The sequence below is a fragment of the Streptomyces sp. NPDC058457 genome (genome assembly GCF_042720695.1).
GTDB lineage: Bacteria > Actinomycetota > Actinomycetes > Streptomycetales > Streptomycetaceae > Streptomyces.
In genome coordinates this window covers 1-25,867 of sequence record NZ_JBHXLU010000047.1, presented here as the reverse complement: position 1 = coordinate 25,867, position 25,867 = coordinate 1, and the positions used below count along the sequence as shown (strand labels likewise).

At 70.5% G+C, this 25,867-nt stretch carries 25 protein-coding genes and 1 tRNA gene; 16 read left to right on the top strand and 10 right to left on the bottom strand.

Going from position 1 to position 25,867, the window contains the following annotated elements:
* Nucleotides 1-9: 9 nt before the first annotated feature.
* From ACFWPS_RS30775 to ACFWPS_RS30765, 3 genes are all read right to left on the bottom strand, one after another.
* A complete protein-coding gene (locus ACFWPS_RS30775; RefSeq protein ID WP_383710714.1) occupies nucleotides 10-942 on the bottom strand; it encodes an intradiol ring-cleavage dioxygenase in 933 nt (310 codons plus the stop codon).
* A gap of 99 nt (nucleotides 943-1,041) precedes the next feature.
* The gene (locus tag ACFWPS_RS30770; protein WP_383710711.1) at nucleotides 1,042-1,617 is read right to left on the bottom strand and encodes a GNAT family N-acetyltransferase; all 576 of its coding nucleotides are present in this window, start codon (nucleotides 1,615-1,617) and stop codon (nucleotides 1,042-1,044) included.
* Between the two features lie 38 nt (nucleotides 1,618-1,655).
* A complete protein-coding gene (locus tag ACFWPS_RS30765) occupies nucleotides 1,656-2,105 on the bottom strand; it encodes an ATP-binding protein (RefSeq protein WP_383710708.1) in 450 nt (149 codons plus the stop codon).
* Between the two features lie 269 nt (nucleotides 2,106-2,374).
* On the opposite strand from ACFWPS_RS30765, the gene ACFWPS_RS30760 reads away from it, so the two are divergent.
* From ACFWPS_RS30760 to ACFWPS_RS30720, 9 genes are all read left to right on the top strand, one after another.
* Nucleotides 2,375-3,244, top strand: coding sequence for a hypothetical protein (locus ACFWPS_RS30760; protein ID WP_383710705.1), 870 nt, complete (start codon nucleotides 2,375-2,377; stop codon nucleotides 3,242-3,244).
* Nucleotides 3,245-3,422: 178 nt separating this feature from the next.
* Nucleotides 3,423-4,172, top strand: a complete 750-nt coding sequence (locus ACFWPS_RS30755) for a YcnI family protein (RefSeq protein ID WP_383710702.1) — start codon at nucleotides 3,423-3,425, stop codon at nucleotides 4,170-4,172.
* Nucleotides 4,173-4,285: 113 nt separating this feature from the next.
* Nucleotides 4,286-4,942, top strand: coding sequence for an SCO family protein (locus ACFWPS_RS30750; RefSeq protein ID WP_383710699.1), 657 nt, complete (start codon nucleotides 4,286-4,288; stop codon nucleotides 4,940-4,942).
* Nucleotides 4,939-5,457, top strand: coding sequence for a copper chaperone PCu(A)C (locus ACFWPS_RS30745; protein ID WP_383710698.1), 519 nt, complete (start codon nucleotides 4,939-4,941; stop codon nucleotides 5,455-5,457). Before ACFWPS_RS30750 ends, ACFWPS_RS30745 begins: the two co-directional genes overlap by 4 nt.
* Before the next feature lie 14 nt (nucleotides 5,458-5,471).
* The gene (locus tag ACFWPS_RS30740) at nucleotides 5,472-7,526 is read left to right on the top strand and encodes a copper resistance protein CopC (protein ID WP_383710695.1); all 2,055 of its coding nucleotides are present in this window, start codon (nucleotides 5,472-5,474) and stop codon (nucleotides 7,524-7,526) included.
* A gap of 8 nt (nucleotides 7,527-7,534) precedes the next feature.
* Complete coding sequence (gene efeB / locus ACFWPS_RS30735; protein ID WP_383710693.1) at nucleotides 7,535-8,815, top strand: iron uptake transporter deferrochelatase/peroxidase subunit; 1,281 nt, start codon at nucleotides 7,535-7,537, stop codon at nucleotides 8,813-8,815.
* A 134-nt stretch (nucleotides 8,816-8,949) separates the two neighbouring features.
* Nucleotides 8,950-9,885 (top strand): prephenate dehydratase, encoded by a 936-nt coding sequence (pheA, locus tag ACFWPS_RS30730; RefSeq protein ID WP_383710689.1) that lies wholly within the window; start codon nucleotides 8,950-8,952, stop codon nucleotides 9,883-9,885.
* Between the two features lie 530 nt (nucleotides 9,886-10,415).
* Nucleotides 10,416-11,693 carry a serine--tRNA ligase gene (gene serS / locus ACFWPS_RS30725; RefSeq protein WP_383710686.1) on the top strand — a complete coding sequence of 426 codons (1,278 nt, stop codon included), beginning with the start codon at nucleotides 10,416-10,418 and terminating at the stop codon, nucleotides 11,691-11,693.
* On the top strand, nucleotides 11,690-12,487 hold the full coding sequence (locus ACFWPS_RS30720) for an HAD family hydrolase (RefSeq protein WP_383710684.1): 798 nt from the start codon (nucleotides 11,690-11,692) through the stop codon (nucleotides 12,485-12,487). Before serS ends, ACFWPS_RS30720 begins: the two co-directional genes overlap by 4 nt.
* 118 nt (nucleotides 12,488-12,605) lie before the next feature.
* Here the strand turns inward: ACFWPS_RS30720 and ACFWPS_RS30715 are convergent.
* The 6 genes from ACFWPS_RS30715 to ACFWPS_RS30690 all read right to left on the bottom strand — a co-directional run bounded on the left by ACFWPS_RS30715 (nucleotide 12,606) and on the right by ACFWPS_RS30690 (nucleotide 16,770).
* A tRNA-Ser gene (locus ACFWPS_RS30715) sits at nucleotides 12,606-12,693 on the bottom strand.
* 277 nt (nucleotides 12,694-12,970) lie between these two features.
* Entirely contained in the window at nucleotides 12,971-13,189 is a 219-nt protein-coding gene (locus ACFWPS_RS30710) for a hypothetical protein (protein WP_383710681.1), read from the bottom strand.
* A 79-nt stretch (nucleotides 13,190-13,268) separates the two neighbouring features.
* A complete protein-coding gene (locus tag ACFWPS_RS30705) occupies nucleotides 13,269-13,988 on the bottom strand; it encodes an ABC transporter permease subunit (protein WP_383710677.1) in 720 nt (239 codons plus the stop codon).
* Between the two features lie 10 nt (nucleotides 13,989-13,998).
* Nucleotides 13,999-14,910 (bottom strand): ABC transporter ATP-binding protein, encoded by a 912-nt coding sequence (locus ACFWPS_RS30700; protein ID WP_383710674.1) that lies wholly within the window; start codon nucleotides 14,908-14,910, stop codon nucleotides 13,999-14,001.
* Nucleotides 14,907-15,815, bottom strand: a complete 909-nt coding sequence (locus tag ACFWPS_RS30695; protein ID WP_383710671.1) for an ABC transporter permease — start codon at nucleotides 15,813-15,815, stop codon at nucleotides 14,907-14,909. Before ACFWPS_RS30695 ends, ACFWPS_RS30700 begins: the two co-directional genes overlap by 4 nt.
* Complete coding sequence (locus ACFWPS_RS30690; RefSeq protein WP_217546192.1) at nucleotides 15,805-16,770, bottom strand: ABC transporter ATP-binding protein; 966 nt, start codon at nucleotides 16,768-16,770, stop codon at nucleotides 15,805-15,807. The genes ACFWPS_RS30695 and ACFWPS_RS30690 overlap by 11 nt, the downstream gene beginning before the upstream one ends.
* A gap of 225 nt (nucleotides 16,771-16,995) precedes the next feature.
* Between ACFWPS_RS30690 and ACFWPS_RS30685 the strand changes: the two genes are divergently transcribed.
* From ACFWPS_RS30685 to ACFWPS_RS30655, 7 genes are all read left to right on the top strand, one after another.
* A complete protein-coding gene (locus ACFWPS_RS30685; RefSeq protein WP_383710669.1) occupies nucleotides 16,996-17,844 on the top strand; it encodes a M24 family metallopeptidase in 849 nt (282 codons plus the stop codon).
* Nucleotides 17,841-19,601: an SDR family oxidoreductase gene (locus ACFWPS_RS30680; RefSeq protein WP_383710666.1), complete on the top strand. Its 1,761-nt coding sequence runs from the start codon at nucleotides 17,841-17,843 to the stop codon at nucleotides 19,599-19,601. Before ACFWPS_RS30685 ends, ACFWPS_RS30680 begins: the two co-directional genes overlap by 4 nt.
* 167 nt (nucleotides 19,602-19,768) lie before the next feature.
* Nucleotides 19,769-20,716: a MerR family transcriptional regulator gene (locus ACFWPS_RS30675; protein WP_383710664.1), complete on the top strand. Its 948-nt coding sequence runs from the start codon at nucleotides 19,769-19,771 to the stop codon at nucleotides 20,714-20,716.
* A gap of 121 nt (nucleotides 20,717-20,837) precedes the next feature.
* Nucleotides 20,838-21,413 carry an RNA 2'-phosphotransferase gene (locus ACFWPS_RS30670; protein WP_383710661.1) on the top strand — a complete coding sequence of 192 codons (576 nt, stop codon included), beginning with the start codon at nucleotides 20,838-20,840 and terminating at the stop codon, nucleotides 21,411-21,413.
* A 19-nt stretch (nucleotides 21,414-21,432) separates the two neighbouring features.
* Nucleotides 21,433-21,906 carry a hypothetical protein gene (locus tag ACFWPS_RS30665; RefSeq protein ID WP_383710658.1) on the top strand — a complete coding sequence of 158 codons (474 nt, stop codon included), beginning with the start codon at nucleotides 21,433-21,435 and terminating at the stop codon, nucleotides 21,904-21,906.
* A 42-nt stretch (nucleotides 21,907-21,948) separates the two neighbouring features.
* The gene (locus ACFWPS_RS30660; RefSeq protein ID WP_383710657.1) at nucleotides 21,949-22,851 is read left to right on the top strand and encodes an LLM class flavin-dependent oxidoreductase; all 903 of its coding nucleotides are present in this window, start codon (nucleotides 21,949-21,951) and stop codon (nucleotides 22,849-22,851) included.
* A 101-nt stretch (nucleotides 22,852-22,952) separates the two neighbouring features.
* Nucleotides 22,953-23,840, top strand: coding sequence for an HAD-IIB family hydrolase (locus ACFWPS_RS30655; protein WP_383710655.1), 888 nt, complete (start codon nucleotides 22,953-22,955; stop codon nucleotides 23,838-23,840).
* A gap of 19 nt (nucleotides 23,841-23,859) precedes the next feature.
* Here the strand turns inward: ACFWPS_RS30655 and cydC are convergent.
* The coding region (gene cydC, locus ACFWPS_RS30650; RefSeq protein WP_383710652.1) for a thiol reductant ABC exporter subunit CydC at nucleotides 23,860-25,867 on the bottom strand (2,008 nt) is incomplete at its 5' end.

Below are 25,867 nucleotides of genomic sequence, written 5' to 3'. Positions count from 1 at the left end.
TCCCTTACCTTATGAAGAGGCGGAGGTCGAAGGGGAGGCGCTGTCGCTCGGCGGAGTGCCCGTCGGGGCGTCGCTCGGCGGGGTGCCTCCGCCGCCGCTGCCGGCGCCCGTGCTCTCGGCGTCCGGGTCGACGCCCAGGGTCAGGAAGCCCTTGTAGCCCTTCGAGGGGTCCTTCTTGTGCACGGCCTTCAGGGTCAGCAGACCGCTGGAGGCGCCACCGCCGTCGTACACCATGTCGTTGGCGAGCGTGGTGTAGCTGCCGGTGTGCTTCGAGTAGGGGGCGAGCGTGAAGATCTCCTCGGCGATGTCGTCGGCGAAGAACAGCTGGCCGGTGTAGTTGACCTTGCCGCCCTCGTAGGTGCCGTCCTCCTTCTCGCCGCCCGTGTGCACCTTCACGTGGATGTGGCAGGTGCGCGGGGTGTACCAGCCCGGGAAGATCGTCTCGAACTTGACGACCCCGTTGGCGTTGGCGATCTGATAGCCGCGCAGGTAGGTGTTGTCGTTGGCGGAGTCGCCCTCCTCGCTCTCCGCGGGGGCGGAGCCGCCGGGGTTGGCGGTGGTGTAGCCGGAGTAGTAGCCCCAGGCGTCGCAGTGCCAGATCTCGACCGCGGCGCCCTTGACCGGCGTGCAGCCGTCGGTGGCGTCCACGACGGTCAGGCGCAGGGTCAGCGGAACGCCGGCCTTGCCCTCGGTGATGTCCTTGCGCACCAAGGCACCATCGAGGTAGTACGGCCCTTCCGTGACGCTGCTCATCAGCGTCATGCACTCACTGCTGGTGGAACTGGCGGAGGCGGTGGCGTCCGCGTCGGTGCTGGTGTCGGTCGTGTCGGCGAAGGCCGACTGGAAGCCGGCGACCGCGAGGCCGCCGGCCGCCACCGTGCCGCCGGAGACCGCGAGGGCACGGCGGCGGGTGATCGACGTGTTTTTGTGGTTTCCCGTCATGGCCGACGAAGCTAGGAACGCCGTTTGTCAGGGGCATGGGCAGGAGCTGGCAACGGCCTGTGAACGCCCAGGAAGCTGAACCCGTCGGGAAGGCGCTGGTCACAGAGCCGGGGCACGGTCGTGCAGGATCCGCTGGAACAGTCGGCTGTCCCGCCATTCTCCATTGATGTGCAGATACTGCGGCGCGTCCCCGATCGTCTCGAACCCGCATTTCTTCAGCACGCGCTGGGACGTCGTGTTCTCGATCAGGGTGGACGCCTCGATCCGGTGAAGTCCCACGACATCCCGGGCTATCTCGCAGACCCGCTCCAGGGCGGCGGTGGCCAGACCACGGCCCTGTTGATCACCGGCAACCCAATATCCGACGTAGGAACTGCAGAAAGGTCCCAGGGAAATTCCGGAAAGGGTGATCGCACCGACGACCCGGCCGTCCTCGGGCGACTCCATGATCCAGGGGGCCAGGAGGCCGTCAGCGGCCTGTCCCAGCAGGCCATCGATGCGTTCGGTCTGTCCCTCGACGGTGAAGAAGGACTCGGGTCTGAGCGGTTCCCAGGGTTCGAGATGGCTTCGGTTGCCGACGTATGCGGCGCACAGCGCTTTCGCGTCGCCGACGGCAATGGGACGCAATATCACCCCGGGCAGGAGCAGGCTTTCTTTAATCTTTCTGAGAATCATGCGCGCACCCTAGCGCGGGTGTTATGCGGGGGCGAGGTTCATGCCGAAAGCAGAGAAGGATCTTTCTTCCACTTGAGGATCTTGTCGAAGCTGACCACGGTGCCGCCGCGGCCCGGCTTGTTGCCGATGTGGACGTGATCCGCGAGTTCTCTGATGAGACAGAGCCCTCTCCCGTGCTCGGCGTCGGGACGGGCCGGTCTGAGATCCTGGGTACGCGCGAACCCCGGACCGAGCCCCGGTCCCGAATCCGCCACTTCGATACGGCACTTCTCGCCGTCCAGGTAGGCGGTGACCCGGTACGCCTCCGAGGTACGGCCGGCCCCGCCGTGCTCGACGGCGTTCGCACAGGCCTCGCTGAGGGCGACGGAGAGGTCGTAGGAGATCTCGGGGTCGACGCCCGCCGTCTCCATCGTGCCGATCAGCAGCCTGCGGGCGAGCGGCACGCTCGCGGCCTCACGCCGCAGATGGAGTGACCACCAGATGCTCATGCTCCAGCCTCCTGGCCGCGGCTCGACATACCGATACCTATTGCCACCCGTGCGCGGGTGTAAGCACTCCGTTCATGTGAGAACGCCCATCCGGGGGATGCGCGGGGGGAGGTTTCGGTGTATGAGCGGGTGGTTCGTCACAAGGATGATCTTTCGGTTCTTTCTCTCGATCACCGCTCTCGGGCGTACGATCACCGCTCTCCGGCGTAACGGAATCTTCTGGACCTGACGTAAGGCGGGCAGGGGGCCGGTGCGATGATGAGCGCGCCATGACTGCCCCCCACCCGCGCGCGGCGCGCACCGGAAGCGGACTGCGGCTCCTGCGGGCCGCGGTGTTCGCCGCGCTCTGTGTCGTGCTGGCCGCGGCGGGGCACACCCTGGCCTCCTGCGCGACCGTTCCGCTGTGGACGCTCGGCGCGGGCTTCCTGGGCACCCTGGCGCTCGTCGCCCCGCTGACCGGCCGGGCCCGCTCGCTGCCGGGGATCGTGGCCCTGCTCGCGGTGCTGCAGACGGTGCTCCACACGCTGTTCGGGCTCGGTCAGCACGGTGGCTCGGTGATGTCCGGCGGCTCGATGTCCATGTCATCGATGACGTCCATGACGTCCATGACGTCGATGTCCACTGGCGACGCCTCGCTGGTGGAGCGGGCCGCGCGGCTGGTGTGCGGGGCGGGGGCCGCACAGATCAGCCCGGCCCACGCGTACAAGATCCTCGCGGACGCGCATCTCAGCACCGCCGTCCCGGCCGGCGGTACGAGCGGCGCGGCCCATGCCGCGGACGCCACCGGGGCCTCCGGCTCGCTGCTGCCCTCCGTACCCATGCTGCTCGGACACATCCTCGCGGCCGTCGTGGCCGGGTGGCTGCTGCGCCGGGGCGACCTGGCGCTGCTGCGGCTGATCCAGCTGTCGGCCGATTCGGCGCACGGAGTCGCCGAGGGGGCGCTCGTCCGTTCTCTGCGCGGGGCGCTCGCGCTGGCCCGTGCCCTGTGCGCCGGGCTCGCGGCCGTACCCGAGGCGCCCGCGCGTGGCCGTCGTAGCGCCTGGGACGTACCGCCCGCCCCGCGCACCGTCGCGCTCCAGCACTCCGTGATCCGGCGCGGGCCGCCCATGGCCGCCGCCGTACTCGTTCTCGCCGCCTGACACGACGCGACCAGAGCACTCCCCGGGGTCTGACCGGATCCGGAGGGGCCTGCCGCCGTCGTGCGGCACGCGCGCGTGCGCTCTCCGACGGCCGCCTCCGGCTTTCGGCGCTCCACGCGCCCCCTCAACGACAGAACTCACTCGGAGTGGAGTGCTCCCTGCCATGAAGGCTTCCGCCATGAAGGCCTCTCGTATCGCCGCCGTCGCCGCCGTCACGGGTACCGCCGTACTGGCCGTCACCTCGCCCGCGTTCGCGCACGTCAGCGTGGAACCCGAGGGCACCGCCGCCAAGGGCGGTTACGCGGTCATCGACTTCAAGGTCCCCAACGAGCGCGACGACGCCTCGACCACCAAGGTCGAGGTCAACTTCCCCACCGACCACCCGGTGGCCTCCGTGATGCCGCAGCCGATGGCCGGCTGGAAGATCGAGGTCACCAAGTCCAAGCTGGCCGAGCCGCTGGAGATGCACGGCGAGAAGATCGACCAGGCGGTCACCAAGGTCACCTGGACCGCCGCGGACAAGGGCATCGAGCCGGGCTACTTCCAGAAGTTCCCGCTCTCCGTGGGCGCGCTGCCCGAGAACACCGACGAGCTGGTCTTCAAGGCGATCCAGACGTACTCGAACAAGGAGGTCGTCCGCTGGATCGAGGTCCAGCAGGAGGGCCAGGAGGAGCCGGAGAACCCTGCGCCGGTCCTCGCGCTGTCCGCCGCCACCGACGACCACCACGGGTCCGCCGCGGCCGAGGACACGGCGGAAGAGACCTCGGCCACAACCGAGACCACCGCGTCCGACGACTCCGACTCCGTCGGCGGCAGTGACACCACCGCCCGCGTCCTCGGCGTCGTGGGCATCGTCGTCGGCGCGGCCGGGGTCGCCTACGGCGTCCTCGCCGGCCGCCGCCGGTCCACCACCGGCACCGAAGCCTGAGCTCCGCGTCCGTGACGCGCACAGGGGGTCGTGCGACGCTGTCGCAGCTGTCGTACGGCTGTCGTCCGGCCCCCCGGTGCGCGCCGGATCTCTCACATCTGGGACATTTTCGTATGCGCAAGAAGACGTTCGCCGCGGCCGCGCTGCTCGCCGCCGCCACCCTGACCCTCTCCGCCTGCGGCAGCGGCGACGACGACGCCAAGTCACCCGTCACCGTGGTCTCCGGGGACACCTCGAACAAGGCAGCGACCATCCTGGACACGCCGTTCGAGAAGCCGGACCTGGTGCTCACCGACACCCACGGCGAGAAGTACGACCTGCGCGCGGAGACCAAGGGCAGGCCGACGCTGATCTACTTCGGCTACACGCACTGCCCCGACGTCTGCCCGCTGACCATGAACAACCTCGCGGTCGCCAAGAAGGCACTGTCCAAGGCCGACCAGGCGAAGCTGCGGGTCGTGTTCGTCACCACAGACCCGGCCCGGGACACCCCGACGGAGCTCGGCAAGTGGCTCAAGGGCATCGACCCGAGCTTCGTCGGGCTGACCGGCGACTTCGCCACCATCCAGGCCGGCGCCCGCACCCTCGGCATCTCCATCGAGCCGACCCACAAGGACAAGAAGACCGGCAAGGTCGTCTCGGTGCACGGCACCCAGGTCATCGCGTTCTCGCCGAAGACCGACGGCGGATACGTCCTCTACGGCGAGGACGCCACCGTCGACGACTACACCAAGGACCTCCCCAAGCTGATCAAGGGAGAGAACCCGTGAAGCGCCCGACTCCGACCGGCAGGCACCTCGCACTGACCGGGATAGCGATCACGGGGGCGCTGACCCTCGCGGGCTGCGGCGGCTCGGGTCCCTCGGATTCCTCGGGTTCCTCGGGTTCCTCGGGTTCCTCGGGTTCCTCGCGGGCCGAGCTGTCCGTCGGCGCCTCCTACATGCCCCAGCCGGTCTCCGCCGACATGGCCGCCGGATTCCTGACGATCACCAACAAGGGCGGCACGAAGGACGAGCTGACCTCCGTCAGCAGCAACTCCGCCGGTGAGATCACCATGCACGAGACCAACGGCGGGGCGATGGAGGAGGTCACCTCCTTCGAGGTGCCCGCACACGGTCAACTCGTGTTCAAAAGCGGTGGCAACCATCTGATGTTCGAGAAGCTGAAGCGCCGCCCGGAGCAGGGCGACACGATCACCTTGAAACTCAAGTTCGCCAAATCCGGTCCGCTCACCGTCGAGATGCCGGTGAAGTCCGCCACGTACAACCCGTCGACCGGACACTGAGGGAGGGACCGACCTTGACGCGGACCATCACGCCCCGCCTGCGCACCCTGGTGCTGCTGTTCCTCGCCGTCACCGGCGCGCTGCTGGCCGGCGCCGGGCCGGCCTCCGCGCACGCGGCGCTGACCGGCAGCGACCCCTCCCAGGGGGTGGTGGTCCCGAAGGCGCCCGACCAGGTCTCGCTCACGTTCTCCGAGAACGTGTCGATGAACGACAACTCCCTGCGGGTCCTCGACCCCAAGGGCAAGCGCGTCGACCTGCGCAAGCCGACCAACCTGAGCGGCACGACCTACGCCGTGCAGCTCAAGAGCGGGCTCGGCAAGGGCACGTACACCGTCGCCTACCAGGTGGTCTCCGCCGACAGCCACCCCGTCGGCGGCGCCTTCACCTTCTCCGTGGGCACGCCCTCCAAGACCGTCGCCGCCCTCCCGGACCAGAACGTGGGCGGCGGGGTCGTCGGCTGGCTGTACGGCTTCGGGCGGTACATGTCGTACGCCGGGTACATCGTGCTCGTCGGCGGCGCCGCCTTCGTCCTCGCCTGCTGGCAGCGCGGCTCCGGGGTGCGGGCCATGCAGCGCCTTGTCGTCGGCGGCTGGCTGACGCTCACCGCCGCCACCCTCTGGCTGCTGCTCCTGCGCGGCTCCTACACGACCTCCGGCAGCGTCGGCGACATCTTCGACCTGAACCTCCTCGGCCAGGTCCTGCAGACCAAGCCCGGCGCGGCCCTTGTCTCCCGGCTGCTGCTGCTCGCGGCGGCCGCACTGTTCATCGCCGTCCTCTTCGGCGCGTACGACAAGCGCGAGGAGGAAGAGGAGAAGCGCGACCTGACCTTCGGGCTCGCCATCGGCGGGACCGTCGTGGCCGCCGGCCTCGCGGCGAGCTGGGCCATGGCCGAGCACGCCTCCACCGGACTCCAGCCGGGCATCGCGATGCCGGTCGACGTCATCCACCTGCTCGCCGTGGCCGCCTGGCTGGGTGGCCTCACCGCCCTGCTGGTCGCCCTCTACCGGGCGCCTGCCGACACCCCGGTCGAGTCCGCCGCCGTGCACCGCTTCTCCCGCGTCGCCTTCGGGTCGGTGCTCGCCCTCGTCGGCACCGGCATCTACCAGTCCTGGCGCCAGCTCGGCTCCTGGTCGGCGTTCACCGACACGACGTACGGCGAGCTGCTGCTGGTCAAGATCGGGCTCGTGGCACTGCTCGTCGGCATCGCGTCCATCTCGCGACGGTGGACGGGGCGGCTCGCGAACGTGGCGATGACGGATACGGAGGAAGAGGCCGAGGCCGAGACCGAGACCGAGGAAGAAGCAAGGGCGGAGGAGAAGGAGACGGTCAAGGCGTCCGCCACCACGAAGGAGGCGTCCGCCAAGGGCACCAAGGCCGGCACCGGCGTCTCCGCTGCTTCCGGCGCCCCCGGCGTCCCCGGTGCTTCCGGTGCTTCCGGTGCTTCCGGTGCTTCCGGCAAGGTCTCGTCCGTCGAAGACGCCCCCGAGCGCGCCGCCCAACTCGCCCGCCAGCAGTCCGCCATGGACACCGCCCGGCAGAAGCGCCTCCGGGACGCCGACCCGCACCGCTTCGGCCTGCGCCGCTCGGTGCTCGCCGAGGCCGGGGTCGCCGTCGTCCTGCTCGCCGTCACGACCGTGCTGACGCAGACCGAGCCGAGCCGCACCGAGCAAGAGGCCAAGGCCGCCACCGCAGCGGCGTCCTCCTCCTCGTCGTCGAACTCGTCCTCCGGCGCGCTGACCCTCGACATGTCCTTCGACACCGGCGGCAAGGACGGCAAGGGCGTCGTCCGCGTCGACCTCGACCCCGCGACCGTGGGCAGCAACGAGATGCACGTCTACGTCCAGCGCCCCAACGGCCGCGCCTTCGACATCCCCGAGGTGAAGGTCGCCTTCACCCTCGCCGCCAAGAAGATCGGGCCGCTTCCCGTCGCCCCCGACCACATCACCACCGGGCACTGGGCCGCGAACGGCGTGCAGATCCCCATGGCCGGCGACTGGCAGGTCTCCGTCACCGTGCGGACCTCGGACATCGACCAGGTGACCGTCTCCAAGAACGCGCAGATCGGCTGAACCGCACCATGCCTGAACAGTCCCAGTCCGTCCCCGAGGCCCGTACCGCAGCCGCCGAGGCTCCTCCGGCCGGGGGTGTCAGCCGGCGCGCGCTGCTCGGCACCGCCGGGGCCACCGGGCTCGTGCTCGGCGCGGCGGGCGCGGGCGTCGGCTACGCGGCCGCCCCCGCCCAGGCCACCGCGCTCAGCTCGGTGGGCTCCGACCGGGCGATGTTTCACGGGAAACATCAGCCCGGCATCACCGAGGGCCTCCAGGCGCGCGGCCATCTCGTCGCCTTCGACCTGGCGGCGGGCGCGGGCCGCACCGAGGCCGCCGCGCTGTTGCGCCGCTGGTCGACGACGGCCGGGCGGCTGATAGCCGGCGAGCCGATGACGCAGGACGACACGAACGTGGCCCGTGACGCGGGTCCCTCGTCGCTGACGATCACCTTCGGCTTCGGCAACAGCTTCTTCAGCCGTACCGGCCTGGAGAAGCAGCGGCCGTCCGCCCTGGACCCGCTGCCCGACTTCTCCTCCGACCACCTCGACAAGACCCGCAGCAACGGCGATCTGTGGGTGCAGATCGGCGCCGATGACGCCCTCGTCGCCTTCCACGCCCTGCGCGCGATCCAGAAGGACGCGGGCAGCGCGGCGAAGGTCCGCTGGCAGATGAACGGCTTCAACCGCACCCCGGGCGCCACCGCCCACCCCATGACCGCCCGCAACCTCATGGGCCAGCTGGACGGCACCCGCAACCCGAAGCCGACGGAGTCCGACTTCGACCAGCGGATCTTCGTACCGGCGAGCGGTTCGAGCGGCCCCGCGTGGATGGCGAACGGCTCCTACGCCGTCGTACGCCGGATCCGCATGCTCCTCGACGACTGGGAGAAGCTGTCGCTCACGGCCCAGGAGAACGTGATCGGACGGAAGAAGTCGAACGGGGCGCCACTGTCCGGGGGCACCGAGACGACGGCGATGGACCTGGAGAAGGCCAGGGCCGACGGGGAGTACGTCGTCCCGATCAACGCCCATGCCCGGATCACCCGGCCCGACCAGAACGGGGGCGCGGCCATCCTGCGGCGCCCGTTCTCGTACCACGACGGCATCGACACGGACGGGACGCCGGACGCGGGACTGCTCTTCGTCTGCTGGCAGGCGGATCCGCTGCGCGGGTTCGTGCCGCTGCAGCGGAAGCTGGACCGTGGGGACGCGCTGTCGCAGTACATCCGGCACGAGGCGAGCGGCCTGTTCGCGGTGCCGGGCGGCGCGGCCGCCGGGGAGTATGTGGGGCAGCGGCTACTGGAAGGGTGACAGCCGGGCATTGGCGCGTTACCACAGTGGTTTCTGATCACTATTGGTGCGTTTCCGGTTTTCAAACCACCCGGTCGAGTGGATCCGATGAGACAAGTGAGCCTCGTCTCCCTGCGCCCATTAGGGTGAGGGACATGCCAGCGAGCTATGCGTATCTCGGTCCCGAAGGCACCTTCACCGAAGTCGCCCTGCGCACCCTTCCGGAGGCCGCCACCCGGGAGCTGATCCCGTACGTGTCCGTGCAGTCCGCGCTGGACGCCGTACGCAACGGCGAGGCCGAGGCCGCGTTCGTGCCGATCGAGAACTCCGTCGAGGGCGGGGTCACCACGACCCTCGACGAGCTGGTCGCGGGCAAGCCGCTGATGATCTACCGCGAGGTGCTGCTGTCGATCACCTTCGCCCTGCTGGTCCGTCCCGGCACCAAGCTCTCCGAGATCAAGACGGTGACCGCCCATCCAGTGGCCCAGCCGCAGGTCCGCAACTGGCTGCGGGCCCACCTCCCGGACGCCCTCTGGGAGTCCGCCGCCTCGAACGCGGACGGCGCCCGCCTGGTCCAGGAGGGCCGCTACGACGCCGCGTTCGCCGGCGAGTTCGCAGCCGAGCGGTACGGCCTGGAGGCCCTGGAGACCGGGATCCACGACGCGGAGAACGCGCAGACCCGGTTCGTCCTGGTCGGCCGCCCGGCCCGGCCCGCCGCCCGTACGGGAGCGGACAAGACGTCGGTCGTGCTCTGGCAGAACGACGACCACCCCGGCGGGCTGCGTGACCTGCTCGGCGAGTTCGCCACCCGGGGCATCAACCTCATGCTGCTGCAGTCCCGGCCGACCGGAGCCGGCATCGGCAACTACTGCTTCTGCATCGACGCCGAGGGCCACATCTCCGACCGGCGGGTGTCGGAGGCCCTGATGGGGCTGAAGCGGATCTGCCGCCAGGTGCGGTTCCTGGGCTCCTACCCGCGGGCGGACATCAAGCCGGGCGAGGTCGCGGGGCCCACCCGGCCGGGGACGTCGGACGAGGAGTTCGTGGCGGCCTCCGACTGGGTGTCGCGCTGCCAGGACGGCCGCTTCTAGCCAGTCGTACCCTCATATTTTCGTTATCCACAGAAGTTATCCACAGGTGCCCTTCTCGACCTGGGGACAAGTCGACAGCGAGGTGTGAGTCTGTCGACAAATCGCCCTACAGGCCGTCGGTGTAGCCCCGCTCGCCCACATCACCCTTCGTCCACTCGTTTCCCATGGTTCATCTTTTGGAGCGACGTCTTTCCACTCGAAAGAGGGTGTTGTCATGGTTTGAACCGGGAATTCCTCCCTTCACGAGTCGCTCGCGGAGTGATCAATTCCGAAGTCCACACCTCTTCCACACACCCTGTGGATAACTCTTGGGAGGGCATGGATCCCTGTGGACAACCGCACCCCCAAGTCCCGTTCCCCGCAAGGGAATCCAGTCAACCGCAGGCCTCACACTTGCTCCGTCCCAGGGAGTGAGACACTTTTTATTGACACGCTCGGCAATTCCCCCATAACTGAACGTAAGCCGCGATTCGGAACACGTGCGAATAGTGATTCGTGAGGGGCAACCCCGCACCGGTAGCCTTGGCTGCGTGATTGACCTTCGCCTGCTCCGTGAGGACCCCGACCGTGTGCGCGCGTCCCAGCGCGCCCGTGGAGAGGACGTCGCGCTCGTCGACGCCCTCCTCTCTGCCGACGAGCGGCGCAGGTCCTCCGGCGTCCGCTTCGACGAGCTGCGCAACGAACAGAAGCAGCTCGGCAAGCTCATCCCCAAGGCCTCCGCCGACGAGAAGGCCGAGCTGCTCAAGAAGGCCGAGCAGCTGAAGGCCGACGTCAAGACCGCCGACGCCGAGCGCGACGCCGCCGACGCCGAGGCCCATGAGCTGCTGCTCAGGCTCGGCAACCTCGTCCACCCCGACGTGCCCGTGGGCGGCGAAGAGGACTTCGTCACCCTTGAGGAGCACGGCACGATCCGCGACTTCGGCGCCGAGGGCTTCGAGCCCAAGGACCACCTGGAGCTGGGCCAGCTGCTCGGCGCGATCGACGTCGAGCGCGGCGCCAAGGTCTCCGGCTCCCGCTTCTACTTCCTGACCGGCGTCGGCGCCCTGCTGGAGCTGGCGCTCGTCAACGCGGCGATCGCCCAGGCCACCGAGGCCGGCTTCACGCCGATGCTGACCCCGGCGCTGGTCCGCCCGCAGTCCATGGCGGGCACCGGCTTCCTCGGCCAGGCGGCCCAGGACGTCTACCACCTCGACAAGGACGACCTCTACCTGGTCGGTACGTCCGAGGTGCCCCTCGCCGCGTACCACATGGACGAGATCATCGAAGCGGAGCGCCTCCCCCTCCGGTACGCCGGCTTCTCGCCCTGCTTCCGCCGCGAGGCCGGTTCGCACGGCAAGGACACCAAGGGCATCTTCCGCGTCCACCAGTTCGACAAGGTGGAGATGTTCTCCTACGTCGCCCCCGAGGACTCGGAGGCGGAGCACCAGCGTCTGCTGGCCTGGGAGAAGCAGTGGCTGACCTCGCTGGAGCTGCCGTTCCGTGTCATCGACGTCGCCACCGGTGACCTCGGCGCCTCGGCCGCCCGCAAGTTCGACTGCGAGGCGTGGATCCCGACGCAGGGCAAGTACCGCGAGCTGACGTCGACGTCGGACTGCACCGAGTTCCAGTCCCGCCGGCTGTCGATCCGGGTCCGCGACGGCAAGCAGGTCAAGCCGCTGGCCACGCTCAACGGCACGCTGTGCGCCGTACCGCGCACGATCGTGGCGATCCTGGAGAACCACCAGCAGGCCGACGGTTCGGTGTACGTGCCCGAGGTGCTGCGCCCGTACCTGGGCGGCCGGGAGGTCCTGGAGCCGGTGTCCCGGTGACCTTCCCCCACGGGCTCATCGCCACCGACCTCGACGGCACGCTGCTGCGCTCCGACGAGTCGATCTCGCAGCGCACCCGTGACGCGCTCGCCGCGGCGACCGCGGCGGGCGCCACGCACATCGTCGTCACCGGCCGCGGGGCCCCCTGGACCCGGCACATCCTCGACGACCTCGGCTACGACGGCCTCGCCGTGTGCGCCCAGGGGGCGCAGGTGTACGACGCCGGGGCGCACCGGCTGCTGACGTCCGTGACCCTGGACCGGCAGCTGGCCGGGGTCGCCCTCGCGAAGATCGAGGCGGAGGTCGGCCCGCTGTACCTGGCGGCGAGCCGTGACGGCCTCGACGGCGAGGTGCTGGTGGGGCCGGGGTACGCGGTGACGGGCCATCTCCCGTCGACCCCCTTCACGGACGTGACCGACCTCTGGGCGGCCCCGCTGAACAAGATCTACATACAGCACCCGGATCTGTCCGACGACGAGCTCGCGGAGGCCTCGCGGCAGGCCGCCGGGGGTTTCGTCACCGTCGCCATGGCGGGCGAGGGAATCGTGGAGCTGCTGCCCCTCGGTCTCTCGAAGGCGACGGGCCTGTCCCTGGCCGCGCGCCGGCTGGGCCTCAGGTCCGCCGACACGATCGCCTTCGGCGACATGCCGAACGACATCCCGATGTTCGCCTGGGCGGCGCGGGGCGTGGCCATGGCCAACGCTCATGAGGAACTCAAGGCTGTGGCCGACGAGGTGACGTCCTCCAACGAGGAGGACGGGATCGCGGTGGTGTTGGAGCGTCTGCTCGGCTGAGGTTGTCGGTTGACCGCGGGTGCGTGGGGGCTGAGCGCGCCCACGCGGCGGTAGCCGCATATCAAACACAGCCCCGCGCCCCTTGGGTGGGACCAGTCGTGCGCGCTTACAAGTTCTGCGGAGGATGCACGGATCGAACGTGCGCGGGCTTTCCAGGCCCGACCATGGCTTAGCAAGCCAGTGCCTTACCACTCGGCCAATCCTCCGGGTGGGCGGCCCACGCGAGAGCGACCATCGCGTGCTCGAAGCGGCCGCCCCGGGCAGCTACACGGCGATCCGCCGAAGGCTGCCCTGACGGGAGCGGGACGTACTGTCGTGCATGGACATCGTCCGGCTCCTCTCCCAGATGGTGGGGTGACACAACAACTGTGCCTTTGAGCCGAGTTGGCCGCCACTGATTAAAAGGGGCCGCTGAAGCGCCCCGTCAGGGGCGCGGGGAACTGCGCGCTCAGCCCCCACCGGGCCCGCAGCTACCCCACAACCTCACCGGCGCCACCACTTACGCCGCCCCTTGCTGAAGAACCACCCAGCCGGCGGCTCGTCCGACCGCCACGGCTGAGGCTCGGGTTTCTCGGCCTTCCAGCGAGCTGCCAGCATCCGCGCCCGCGCGGACGGCTCCGCCGCCCCCGCGGACCGTATGAACTCGTCGTCCAGCACCACGCCGTCCCAGTCTGCGTCGGCGTCCCGGAAACCCTCAGCCATCCCCGTTCCTCTCCACAGAACATCCCCTTTGCCCAGTGTGCCCGGGCCCAGATGAAGCCCCCGTCAATAAAGCGGGCGTCTACTCCTCGCCCGCCAGCGTCAGCGAGCGCAGCTTCTGGCCGGCGTACCAGGTGGCCAGGACGGTCACCGCGACCAGCAGCACCGTGCCCGTCGTCAGGGAGACGTCGGACGTGACCAGTTCGCCGCCGGTCACCTTGTGGGCGACGGCCAGGGACCACTGCTGGACGCTCAGCGTCCGCGCCCCCGGGACCAGGGAGCCGAACAGGGCCTCCCAGACCAGGGCGTAGACGAGCCCGAAGACCACCGCGTGCCGGGACACCGTCCCGAGGAGCAGGAAGAGCGCGGCGTAGGCGATGGAGGCGACGAGCGCGGCGACCGTGTAGGCGACGGCGATCTGCTGGCCGTTGCCGTTGAGGATGAAGCCCGCGACCAGGGTCGGCAGGGCGGAGAAGACCATCGTCACGGCGATGGCCACGATCAGCTTGGTGCAGATGATCGTCGGCCGTTTGATCGGCTTGGACAGCAGGTACACCACCGAGCCGTCGTCGATCTCCGGGCCGATCGCACCCGTGCCGGCGATGACGCCGATGATCGGCACCATGGTGGCGAGGGCGAGGCCGCCGAGCAGGTCGGAGGCCGTCTGGTCGTCGGCGCCGGCGAGGCCGCGGACGACGACGGAGATCGCGATCAGCAACAGCGGCAGGGCGCCCAGGATGAGGGCCCGGCGACGGCCGAGAAGGGCTCGGTAGGTGAGCCGGGCGACTGTGGGGTCGTACATCTTGGGCCTCCTACGCCGCGACCAGATACGAGAACACGGATTCGAGGGACTCGTCGGACGGCGAGACCGTGAGCAGCCGGATGCCGTGGTCGCGGGCGACCTTGGGCAGCAGGGCGGTGAAGCGGCCGAAGTCGACGGCCTGGATGCGCAGTGCGCCCTCGGCGAGGTCCACTTCGATGCCCGAGGTGGAGGGGTCGGCGATGAGGGCGGCCGCGAGGGCGCGGTCGTCGCTGGAGCGGACCAGGTAGCGGTGCGGGCGGTCGGTCATCAGGCGGCGGATCTTGCGGAAGTCGCCGCTGGCCGCGTGCCGTCCGGCGACCACGACCTCGATGTGCCAGGCGAGTTGCTCGACCTCTTCGAGGATGTGGGACGAGAAGAGGACGGTGCGGCCCTCGTCGCCCATGCGGCGCAGCAGGTCCATGAGCTGCATGCGCTGGCGCGGGTCCATGCCGTTGAAGGGCTCGTCGAGGAGGAGCAGGGACGGCTCGTGGACCAGGGCGGACGCCATCTTCACGCGCTGGCGCATGCCCTTGGAGTACGTCGAGATCTTGCGGTCCTGCGCGTACTCCATCTCGACCGTCGCAAGCGCCTTCTGGGCCGCCTTGGCGCCGAGGCCCTGCAACTCGGCGTTGGCGACGACGAATTCGCGGCCGGTGAGGAAGTCGTACATCGCCTCGCGCTCGGGGACGATGCCGATGTGCTTGTAGATGGCCTCGTTGCGCCAGGTCGGCCTGCCGTCGAGGGTGACCGTACCGGTGGAGGGGGCGAGGAAGCCGCCCATCATGTTGATGAGGGTGGACTTTCCGGCGCCGTTGGGGCCGAGGAGGCCGGTGACGCCGGGGCCGATGGTCATGGTGACGTCGTTGACGGCGACCACGTTGCCGAACCAGCGGGAGACGTGGTCGATGGAGAGCGTGGTCACAGTCCCACCTTCTTGTAGCGGCGCAGCAGAAGGCCGTAGCTCGCGGCGATGAGGCCGAGGACGACGAGCAGGTACACCGCGCCCTGGGCGTGGGAGGGTCCGTCGCCGCCCGGGAAGGTGTTGGTGCCGCCGAGCAGAGCGGTGCTCAGGCCGCCGATCAGGGTGACCGGCGAGAACAGGCCGATCCAGGGGATGGCGCTGGTGCTGCCCTGGGAGTCGGCGATGGCCTGGAGGGTGGAGACCGAGCCGTAGGAGACGATCAGTACGGCGATCACGGCGGCGATGCCGAAGCCGCGGCGCGGGGTGATCGACGCGATGACCAGGCCGATGCCGGCGAAGAGGAGGGACAGCAGGGCCACCGAGAGCAGCCCCTGGCCGAACCCCTTGGTCTGGTGGGCGAAGTCCATCTTGGCGAGCAGGGCGCCGATGTACAGCACGACCAGCGGGGCGCCGGTGAGGACGAACATCGCGGAGGCCAGGGCCGCGAACTTGGCCTGGACGTAGTCGGCGGTCTCGATGGGCCGCGAGAAGTACAGCGGGATGGTCTTGAAGCGCAGGTCTCGGGAGACGGCCTGGGGTGCCTGCGAGGCGACGTACAGGCTGATGACGGCCTGCATGATGATCGCGTACCGCGTGTAGGGCACCGGCAGGTCGTGCGCCTTGGTGGCGACGGCGACGGCGACCATGATGGCCGCCGGCACGCACATCACCGCGAACAGCAGCATCGGCAGCACCTTGGACTTCACCGAGCGGCCGAGGCCGTAGGAGCCGCGCAGGGTCTGCGAGTAGAGGGACCGGCGGGCGTACGCGCGGCCGAGGCGGGGGCCGTCGTAGCCGCGGTAGCCGATGTCGTGGATCCGGGACTGGTCACCCGCGGGGGTGGCCAGAGGCTGCTCAACCGCCATGGACGGTCGCCTCCTTCCGCTGCTCGTCGTCGCTGGTGAACACCTCGGAGATGTGGTGCCGGCGCTGCTCCATGCGCACCAGGCCGAGGCCGAGGTCGGCGACGACGTCGCGGACGAGGTCGTAGGTCTCCTCGCCCTGGGCGGTGAGCAGCAGGATGTGGCCGGCGCCGGGAAGGCCGCCGCCCTCGTTGTCCGTCTCCACCCCGCGCGCGTGGAGCGCGTCGCGCACCGCGCGGGTGCCGTCGGGGTGCTCGTCGCTGTCGGTCACCTCGATGGCGAGGGTGGTCGTGGACTGCGTGAAGTCGGTGGTGGAGCTGGAGCGCAGCAGCTTGCCGCCGTCGACGACGACCACGTGGTCGCAGGTGCGTTCCAGTTCGCCGAGCAGGTGCGAGGTGACCAGGACCGAGATGCCGAAGTCGGTGTGGATGCGGCGGATCAGGCCGAGCATGTCGTCGCGGCCGACCGGGTCGAGGCCGTTGGTCGGTTCGTCGAGGAAGACCAGCTGCGGATCGTGCACCAGGGCCTGGGCGAGCTTGACGCGCTGCTTCATGCCGGTCGAGTAGCCGCCGATGGGGCGGTACCGCTCCTCGTAGAGCCCGACGTGGCGCAGGGTGTCGGCGGTGCGCTCGCGGGCGGCGGCGGGCGGCAGGCCGGACATCCGGGCCATGTGCACCACGAACTCGGTGGCCGAGACGTCGGGCGGCAGGCAGTCGTGCTCCGGCATGTAGCCCACGCGCTCGCGGATGGCGGCGCCCTTGGTCGCGACGTCGAGGCCGAGCACTTCGGCGCGGCCCTCGGTCGCGGGGGACAGACCCAGCAGGATCTTGATCAGGGTGGACTTGCCGGCGCCGTTGGCTCCGACGAGTCCGGTCACACCGGGTCCGATGTCCACGGACAGCCGGTCGAGCGCGGTCACCCGTGGGAACCGCTTGCTCAGGCTTTCGGTCGCGATCACAGTCACGTCATAGAAGGTAGTGACGCGGACCACTGCGGTCGTCAGACCCGAGAGCAGTATTCGCGTCACTCTCGAGTATTACGGAGCCCTAGGGGAACCCCTGCCTGAGAGCTACGCAGCGTTATCCACAGGCCTTACCCCCCCTATTGACGTCGCCTCTAACAACTGTCACATTCGCCAGTGTCAAGTTACGAACACGTACCGCAGTCGATGGGGACGGGGCGGATGACGACGGCAGTGGCATCGCAAGAAGAACGCGCCACGGAGCTCCAGGGTTTCCGGCGGGTGCAGCGGCTCGCCTACGAGTGTGCGGAGGCGGTCGCGGCCCGGCTGAAGCCGGGGATCACCGAGCGTGAGGCGGCCCGGATGCAGCGCGAGTGGCTGCGCGCGCGGGGCGTGCGGGACTGGTTCCATCTCCCCTTCGCCTGGTTCGGCGACCGCACGGCGTTCACGGACTTCCGCATACCGCTGCAGTTCTTCCCGACCGACCGCCGGCTCGCACCCGGGATGCCGTTCATCCTGGACCTGGCCCCGGTGTACGAGGGCTACACGGCCGACATCGGCTACTCCGGCTCCCTCGGGCCCAACCCCGTGCAGGACCGGCTGATGGCCGACCTGGAGGCACACCGGGAGCTGATCCTGCGCGAGGTGCGCGAGCGGCGCCCGCTGCGCGAGATCTACGAGGACGTGGACCGCCTCATGGCCCGCCAGGGCTACGCCAACCGGCATCGCGCGTACCCCTTCGGCGTGATCGCCCACAAGGTGGACCGGGTGAAGCAGCGCCGCTGGTCGCCGCACCTCTTCGGCTTCGGCACCCAGTCCCTGAAGGGGCTCGCGGCCGACGCGCTGCACGGCCACCGCGAGGGCTGGTCGCCCCTGTGGTCGCCGTACCGCTTCTCCGACCACCCGCCCAAGCCGGGCCTGTGGGCGGTCGAACCGCACCTCGGTTTCCGGGGCACGGGCGCCAAGTTCGAGGAGATCCTCGTGGTCACCGACTCCCGGGACCCCGAGCAGAGCGCCTTCTGGCTGGACGACGATCTGCCGCACGTGCGGCGCTGGGCGGAGGACAAGTGACGGACATCGAAGGCGCCCGCGAGCGCCGGGTGCGTACCGGCGGCGTCGACCTGTGCGTGGCGGAGCTTGGCGACCCGGCGGCCCCTACGGTCGTCCTCGTCCACGGCTACCCGGACAGCAAGGAGGTCTGGTCCGAGGTCGCGGCCCGCCTGGCCGACGACTTCCACGTCGTCCTGTACGACGTCCGCGGCCACGGCCGTTCCACCGCCCCCCAGCCCCTGCGCGGCGGCTTCACCCTCGCCAAGCTCACGGACGACTTCCTTGCGGTGATCGACGAGGTCAGCCCGGACCGCCCGGTGCACCTGGTCGGCCACGACTGGGGCTCGGTGCAGTCCTGGGAGTTCGTCACGGTGGGGCGCACCGAGGGCCGTATCGCCTCCTTCACGTCGATGTCCGGGCCGTCCCTGGACCACTTCGGGCACTGGATCAACGCGCGCGTGCGGCGCCCGACTCCCCGCCGGGTGGGCCAGCTCCTCGGCCAGGGCGCCAAGTCCTGGTACGTGTACCTGCTGCACACCCCAGCCCTCCCCGAACTGGCCTGGCGCGGCCCCCTGGGCAAAGCCTGGCCGAGGATCCTCCAGCGGGCCGAGAAGGTCCCCGCGGGGAACTACCCGACCTCCTCCCTGCCCTCCGACGCGGCACACGGCGCCTGGCTGTACCGCGACAACGTACGGGCCCGGCTGCGCCGCCCGCGCGAGGACGCGTACGCGCACGCGCCCGTGCAGCTCATCACGCCCCTCGGCGACGCGTTCCTCTCCGAACGGCTCTACGACGACCTGGAGGGCTGGGTGCCCCGGCTCACCCGCCGCACCCTGCCCGACAAGCACTGGATCCCACGCACGCGTCCGGACCAGGTGGCGTCCTGGATCGAGGAGTTCGTGAGGTCGGTGGAGGACGGCCGGAGCCCGGAGCCGAAGCCCGCCGACCGCCACGCCCAGCGGTTCGGGGGCCAGTTGGTCCTGGTCACCGGTGCGGGCAGCGGTATCGGGCGGGCGACGGCGTTCGCGTTCGCGGAGGCGGGCGCGCGGGTGGTGGCGGTGGACCGGGACGCGGAGGCCGCCGCGCGCACGGCCGAGCTGTCCCGGCTGATCGGTGCGGCGGACGCGTGGGCCGAGACCGCCGACGTCTCCGACGAACAGGCCATGGAGAAGCTCGCGGAGAAGGTCCACCGCGAGTACGGGGTACTGGACGTCCTGGTCAACAACGCGGGCATCGGCCTGTCCGGGTCCTTCTTCACGACGACGACCGAGGACTGGCGGCGGGTCCTCGACGTCAACCTCTGGGGCGTCATCCACGGGTGCCGCCTCTTCGGGGCCCGGATGGCGGAACGCGCCCAGGGCGGCCACATCGTGAACGTCGCGTCGGCCGCCGCGTACCAGCCCTCCCGCGCCCTGCCGGCCTACAGCACCTCCAAGGCGGCGGTCCTGATGCTGTCCGAGTGCCTACGCGCCGAACTCGCCTCCCAGCGCATCGGGGTGACGGCGATCTGCCCCGGCCTCATCAACACCAACATCACCTCCACGGCCCGTTTCACGGGCGTCGACGAGGAGGAGGAACGCCGACGGCAGCAGCGGTCCGCACGGCTGTACGGCATGCGGAACTACCCACCGGAGAAGGTGGCTTCGGCGATCCTGGAGGCGGTGGAACACAACCGCGCGGTGGTGCCGGTGACGCCGGAGGCCAGGGGAGCGCGGTGGCTTTCGCGGATGGCGCCGGGGGTTCTGCGGCGGATCGCGCGGGTGGAGCCGAAGTTGTAGGGGGCAGTGGTCCAACTGCGAGTGCGTGGGAGCTGGTCGCGCCCACGCGGCGGTAGCCGCACATCAGATACAGCCCCGCGCCCCTTACGGGGCGCTTCCCCTGCTGTCTCTTCTTAGCTGCGCCCGCCCCAGCCCCCACCCAGCCGCACCAGCCAAGGAACCCCCACATGACCGACCCCCCGGCCACCCCCGCCTACCGCATAGAGGACCTGGCGCACCGCTCCCGCACCACCGTCCGAACCATCCGCGCCTACCAGGACAAAGGCCTCCTCCCCCGACCCGAACGCCAGGGCCGGGCCAACCTCTACTCCGACGCCCACCTCACCCGCCTCCACCAGATCGCCGACCTCCTCGCCCGCGGCTACACCCTCGCCTCCATCAGGGAGTTGCTCGACGCCTGGGACACCGGCCGCGGCCTGGCCGGCGTCCTGGGGCTGGTCACCGAGGCCGAGGGCCCCTGGACCGACGAGGAACCGGTGCGCCTCTCCCGCGCCGACCTGGACGCCCGCTTCGGCGGCACCTCCGACGACACGGCCGTGGCCGAGGCCGTGGCACTCGGCGTACTGGAACCGGTGGCCGGCGACCCCGGCTCCTTCCTCGTCCCGAGCCCCCAGGAGCTGGCCGTAGCAGCGGAGTTGTACGCGGCGGGCGTACCCCTCTCCGCGATCTCCGGGCACCTGCGGGAGTTGAGGGCGCAGGTCGAGCACATCGCGGCCCGTTTCCTGGAGTTCACCACCGAGCACGTCTTCGCCCGCTACCTCGACGACCCCGACCACCGTACCGACGCCGGCGCGGCCGAAGCGGCCTCACTCGTACGTCTGCTGCGCCCCCTGGCCCAGCAGACGGTGGACGCCGAACTGGCCCGTGCCATGCGCCTGTTCGCGACCCGCGAGGTGCGCCGACGACTCGGTGCGGGGGAGCAGCCGAGAACACCGGACGAGACGCGTCCCGTGTCCCTCCCCGTCGAAACGATTCAGGCCGTACGACAGCTCGTTGGCCCGGATCGCATCGCCGGGTTCATCGCGATCGCCGCCGAACGCGAGGTCCGGGCCCGGCGTTTGGACGCACTCGCCGCACATCACAGCCCTGTTAACGATCTTGACGAAACACCGTGAACTGCCCAGCACTTGTCCACAACTCGGCCAATTTCCTTGTGGATAACCGCACTTGGTTGTGGATCAAACCTACGGCGAAAAATATCTGCGTGATCCACGTCTCGCCCGGCACTCTGATGGCATGAACACGAGACACAACGGAGGAGCACAGGACGAGCGGCGCACCGTGAAGGTGTCGAAGTACCTCTCGAAACACCTGCGCCACCAGCCCGAACGCATCGGGCTCAGCCTGGACGACGCGGGCTGGGTGGAGATCGACACGCTGCTCGCGGCGGCAGCGGCGCACGGCTTCCCGGTCACCCGCGAGGAACTGGACCACGTCGTCGCCACCAACGACAAGCAGCGGTTCGCGATCGACGGCCCCCGGATCCGCGCCAGCCAGGGCCACAGCATCGACGTCGACCTCGGACTGCCCCCGGCGACCCCGCCGCCGTATCTCTACCACGGCACCGTCGCAAGGAATCTGGACGCGATCCGGAGCGCGGGACTCAGGCCGATGAACAGGCACGACGTGCATCTGTCGGCGGACCGGGAGACCGCGACGCGGGTCGGTGCCCGGCGCGGACGCCCCGTGGTGCTGTCGGTGGACGCGGGCGCGATGCACCGGGACGGGCACGTCTTCCACGTAAGCGCGAACGGGGTGTGGCTGACCCAGGCCGTACCGCCGCGCTACCTGCGCTTCCCCGATCCGCACTGACCCCGACATCATGACTGGTATGGACCATTCGGAGTACCAGGAGCACCGTGAACACCTTCCGACCACCGAGGCGGCCGTCGGCGCGCTCCAGGCGATCGCCGCCGAGCACGGACGCGAGATCGAGGTCACGCACGACATCGGCGCCGACCAGACCTCGCGGCGCAGCGCGGCGGGCTTCGGGGTCACCACCGACCCGGACGGTTCGCTCCCGCACGAGGCCCACGCCGAGTTCGGCGGGCTGCCCCGGGTGAGCGTGCGGCTCTTCCCGGAAGACGACGCGCTGATCACCGTCGAGGGCGTGGAGTTCCACGACGTCCCGCGCGACGACGTACCCGCCTTCCTGCACTCCGTCTTCAGCGGCCTGGCCCATGTGCGGGGCCGCCGCTTCCCACCCACGGCCTCGCTCGTCGTGCCGCTGCCCGGGGACCGCACGTACAAGGAGCACCTCGCCGCGAACCTGCTCACGCCGTGGCTGAGCAGCCGCATACGGTGACCGTTTCGTCCGCTGTCGGCGGGTCCCCTTAGTCTCGGACCCATGAGTCTGCGTCTGAGCACCGTGATCCTCCCGTACCGCCGCTGGAGCGAGGGCGGCCGTGCCGCCTGGACGCGCGCGGAGGAGCTGGGCTTCCACACCGCGTACACGTACGACCACCTGTCCTGGCGCAGCTTCCGGGACGGCCCGTGGTTCGGTGCGATACCGACGCTGACCGCCGCCGCCTCCGTCACCGACCGGATGCGGCTGGGCTCGCTGGTCACCTCGCCGAACTTCCGGCACCCGGTGACGCTCGCCAAGGAACTGGTCTCCCTGGACGACGTCTCCGGCGGCCGGGTGACGCTCGGCATCGGCGCCGGCGGCACCGGCTTCGACGCCACCGCGCTGGGCCAGGAGCCGTGGACCCCACGGGAGCGGGCCGACCGGTTCGCGGAGTTCGTGGCGCTGCTCGACCGGCTGCTCACCGAGGACGCCGTGACGTACGAGGGCGAGTTCTACTCGGCCGACGAGGCGCGCAACATCCCGGGCTGTGTGCAGCGGCCCCGGCTGCCCTTCGCGGTGGCCGCCACCGGCCCGCGCGGGCTGAAGCTGGCCGCGCGGTACGGCCAGGCCTGGGTGACCACCGGCGACCCGAAGCTCTACGAGACGGGTACGCCCGAGCAGTCGTTCGAGGCGCTGCGCGGACAGCTGGGCAAGCTCGCCGAGACCTGCGCGGCGACCGGACGGGACGTGTCGGAGCTGGACAAGGTCCTGCTCACCGGGTTCACCCCGGACCGCGGCGGGCCGCTGGAGTCGCTGGACGCCTTCGTCGACTTTGCCGGCCGCCACCAGGAGCTGGGCTTCACCGAGCTGGTGATCCACTGGCCCATCCCCGACTCGCAGTTCGCGGCCGAGGAGAAGGTCTTCGAGCTGATCGCCATGGAGGCCCTGACCCAGCTGGGCTGAGCAGGACGTCTGAGCAGGACGTCTGAACAGGGCAGCGGTGGCGGCGCTTCGGAGTCGTCTGTGTCTCATCTGTGCGCCCGCCCGCACGGCCGTGCGGGCATATGCGCGAGAATGGCCCGGTGACCTCAGCGACCCGACAGCCCGAGACTCCTGCCTTCGCGACCCCGCCCCGGCTGATCGCCACCGATCTCGACGGCACTCTGCTGCGCGACGACAAGTCGGTCTCCCCGAGGACCGTCGCCGCGCTGGCCGCCGCCGAGGAGGCGGGTATCGAGGTCTTCTTCGTCACCGGCCGCCCGGCCCGCTGGATGGACGTGGTCAGCGACCACGTCCACGGCCACGGGCTGGCGATCTGCGGCAACGGCGCGGCCGTGGTCGACCTGCACGGCGGCCCCGGCGCCCACCGCTTCGTGAAGGTGCGTGACCTGGCCCGGGAGAACGCGCTGGACGCCGTGGGTCTGCTGCGCGAGGCCGCGCCCGGCACGGTGTACGCGATCGAGCAGACGTACGGCTTCCACCAGGAGCCGGCCTATCCCAAGCTGCACATGGAGATACCGGACCACCTGCTGTCCGCCGAGGAGATCCTCGCGGTCGACGGTCCGAGCGACGGCGAGCCCGTGCTCAAGATCCTCGCCTACCACCCCGACCTCGACCCGGACGCCTTCCTCACCCTCGCCCGCCTCGCCGTCGGCGAGCGCGCCACCATCACCCGGTCCAGTCCCAGCGCCCTGCTGGAGATCAGCGGCCCGGGCGTCTCCAAGGCCAGCACGCTCGCCCTGGAGTGCGCCGAGCGGGGCATCTCGCACGACGAGGTCGTGGCCTTCGGCGACATGCCCAACGACGTCGAGATGCTGACCTGGGCCGGCCAGTCGTACGCCATGGGCAACGCCCACCCCGCCGCCGTCGCCGCCGCCTCCGGCCGCACGGTCGCCAACAACGAGGACGGGGTGGCCGTCGTGATCGAGCAGCTGCTGGCCGCACGCGCCTGAGACCGCCCGCCGCGCCGGACTACCGCGCTCCCACCAGCGACTCCGCCGCCGCCTCCCGCTCCACCATCGCGCGCAACGGCCCGGCCACGGCGGCCAGTTCCGCGTACGTCCCGCGCTGCGCCACCCGGCCCTCGTCGAGGACGATCACCTCGTCCACGGCCTCCAGACCCGCCAGCCGGTGCGTGATGAGGAGCGTCGTACGGCCCTCCGTGGCGGCCAGCAGATCCGCGGTGAGCGCATCGGCCGTGGGCAGGTCGAGATGCTCCGCGGGCTCGTCCAGCACGAGCACCGGGAAGTCGGCGAGGAGCGCCCGGGCGAGCGCCAACCTCTGCCGCTGCCCGCCGGACAGCCGCGCCCCGTGCTCGCCGACCAGCGTGTCGAGCCCGTCAGGGAGCCCGTCCACCCAGTCGAGCAGCCGGGCCCGCCCCAGCGCGTCCCGCAGGTCCTCCTCGGTGGCGTCCTTCCGGGCGAGCAGCAGGTTCTCGCGTACGGAACTGTCGAAGAGGTGCGCGTCCTGGGCACACAGCCCGACCAACCGCCGTACATCGTCGCCGTCCAGGCCGTACGCGTCCACGCCGGCGAGCGTGTAGGAGCCCGCGCCCGGGTCGAGGAACCGCAGCAGGACCTGGGCGAGCGTCGACTTGCCCGCGCCTGAGGCACCGACCACGGCGACCCTGCGCCCCTCGTGCAGGGTGAGGTCGAGCCCGGCGAGCGCGTCCCGCACCTGCCCCGGGTGCCGAGCCGTCAGACCCTTCAGTACGACGGGGAAGGGCGCGGCGGGCGCCTGACGCGGCCGCTCCGGCTCACGCACGGGCTCGGGCGCGTCCAGCACCTCGTAGATGCGCTCGGCGCTCCTGCGCACCCGCTGCCGGTGCCGCACGGCCAGCGGCAGCCCCAGTACGGCCTCGAAGGCGGCCAGCGGAGTGAGTACGACGACCGCCATCGCCACGCCGCTCAGCCGGCCGTCGGCGACCCCCTGGGCGCCAAGCAGCGCGGCGGCCGCGACGGTCAGCCCGGTCAGCAGTGTGGTGAGCCCGTCACCGAGTGCGGTGGCAGTGGCTCCCCGTGAGGCGATCCGGGTGAGCGTGCCGTCGGCCCGCCGGGCTTCGTCGGTACGGGCGGGCAGCGCGCCGGCGACGGTCAGTTCGGCGGTGCCGGTGAGCAGGTCGGTCACCCGCGTCGCCAGCAACCCGCGGGCGGGAGCCAGCCGGTGCTCGGCGCGCCGGGCCACGGCCGACGTCACCAGCGGAACCCCGACCCCGGCCGCCAGCAGCCCCACCGCGAGGGCGGCCCCGGCCTCGGGCAGCAGCCAGGCCGTGAACCCCACGGCCCCGGCGGACACGGCCACCGCGACCCCGGCGGGCAGCAGCCACCGCAGCCAGTAGTCCTGCAGAGCGTCCACATCGGCGACCAGCCGGCTGAGCAGATCACCCCGCCGGGTCGTCCGCAGCCCGGCAGGCGCGAGCCGCTCCAGTCGCCGGTACACGGCGACCCGCGTATCGGCCAGCATCCGCAGCACCGCGTCGTGCGACACCAGCCGCTCGCCGTACCGGAACACGGCCCGCCCGATCCCGAAGGCCCGCGTGGCCGTCACCGCGACCATCAGATACAGCACCGGCGGCTGCTGCGAGGCCCGCGAGATCAACCACCCGGAAGTCGCCATCAGCCCGACAGCACTGCCGAGCGCGAGAGCCCCCAGCAGCAGCGCGAACAACAACCTCCCCCGCCGAGGCCCAGAAGCAGCACGAACCCGCCCCAGAACACTCTGCCGACACCCAGCCCCCGACCCCCCGCCCTCACTTCCCAACCCACCGAGCCGATCCGCGTCGTCACCTTCCCATTGACCGCCCCGGCCTTCGCCTTCACTACCCAGCCGACCGAGCCGATCCGCGACCTCGCCCCCCAACTGACCGGCCCGCTCCACGACCTCACTTCCCACCCCACCGAGCCGACCCGCGACCTCGCCTTCCAATTGACCGAGTCGGGTGGTGGGTGGGCGATGGTTCTGGGGGTCCAGGGGGCGGAGC